This window comes from Acinetobacter sp. YH12023 (assembly GCF_013420135.1).
GTDB classification, from domain to species: domain Bacteria; phylum Pseudomonadota; class Gammaproteobacteria; order Pseudomonadales; family Moraxellaceae; genus Acinetobacter; species Acinetobacter amyesii.
Genome location: NZ_VOYU01000035.1, coordinates 1 through 1274, shown reverse-complemented (window position 1 = coordinate 1274; position 1274 = coordinate 1). Strand labels below are relative to the sequence as shown.

Annotated in this window: 1 protein-coding gene; it reads right to left on the bottom strand. The window is 39.1% G+C overall.

Annotated features, from left to right (window positions below):
- Nucleotides 1-42 precede the first annotated feature (42 nt).
- Nucleotides 43-1208 (bottom strand): IS3 family transposase gene (locus tag FTT92_RS16575; RefSeq protein ID WP_119285041.1). Its coding sequence is split into 2 segments (ribosomal slippage): nt 43-950 and nt 950-1208, totalling 1167 coding nucleotides; the frame shifts between segments, so codons are not numbered across the junction.
- Between the last annotated feature and the right edge of the window lie 66 nt (nt 1209-1274).

Sequence of the window (1274 nt, the reverse complement as noted above, 5' to 3'; positions counted from 1 at the left end):
TGATGTGTGCTGAATTAGCAGGAGACTTTCACTTGGGAGATTCTAGGCAGCTAACCGATAAAAGTCTTCTGCCATTTGATTTGGTGTCTTAAAATCCAAGCCTTTTTGAATTCTTCGCTGATTATAAAATAACTCTATATATTTTGTAATATCCGCTTTGGCTTCTTCCCTTGTTTTGTAGTTGCGATGATGGACTAGTTCATTTTTGAGTATGCCCCAGAAACTCTCTATCGGTGCATTATCAAAGCAGTCGCCTTTTTTGCTCATTGAACCCTGAAAATCAAATTTCTCAAGTAAGTTTCGATATTCATTACTGCAATATTGGCTGCCTCTATCTGAATGTACAATGAGATCTTTAGCAGGTTTCTGATTGCGAATAGCCATATTCAATGCATCACAAACAAGCTTGGCTGTCATGCGCTCATTTAAGCTATAGCCAACAACCTGTTTCGTGTAAAGATCTTTGACAGCTGCCAAGTACAACCAGCCCTCAGCCGTCCAAATGTAGGTAATGTCACTCGACCACGCAAGATTAGGCTTCGTCATTGAAAACTGTTGCTTGAGTAAATTGTCATAAATAGAACGGTTGTGATCACTGTTCGTGGTTCTTTTGAAACGCTTATGGCGCTTACAATACAACTGATTTGATTTTTTTATTTGGCGCACAGCATACGTACTTATTTTGATACCTTGCGCTTGTAAATGCTTGGTTAATCGAACATAGCCATAGCTTTGTTTGGTTTCTTCATGGGCTATTTTGACCAAAATTGTCTGCTGATTTCGCTGAATTGATCTTTTACTCATGCCTCGCTTTAGCCAATCATAAAAGCGAGAAACGGATACACGAAGTAATCGAGCCATTAAAATAATCGGAAATAAGTGGCTTTGCGATTTCATATAGGCGTACCTCACTGACTTTCTTTGGCAAAGTACGCTGCTGCCTTTTTTAAAAATTCACGTTCCATTTCAGCTGTTTTGAGCTGTTGTTTAAGCTTCTTATTTTCTTCGAGTAAGGCGTTTAGATCGGGCGAATACTGTTTTGTGCCTGCTAAAGTTCCAGCCTTTGCTTTGTTATTCCAGTTCGAAAGGGTTTGCATTGAAATGCCAAGTTGTCTAGCGGATTCCGATACATTACCTTGGTTCTCTTCAATGGCTTTTATGGCTTCAGCTTTAAATTCTGCGGTGTAAGTCTTCTGTTTCTTGCTCATGGTAAACTCCTAATGAGTATGTATAGTTTACCAAGTTAAACCCTCCTGTTTTTTAAGCACACATCA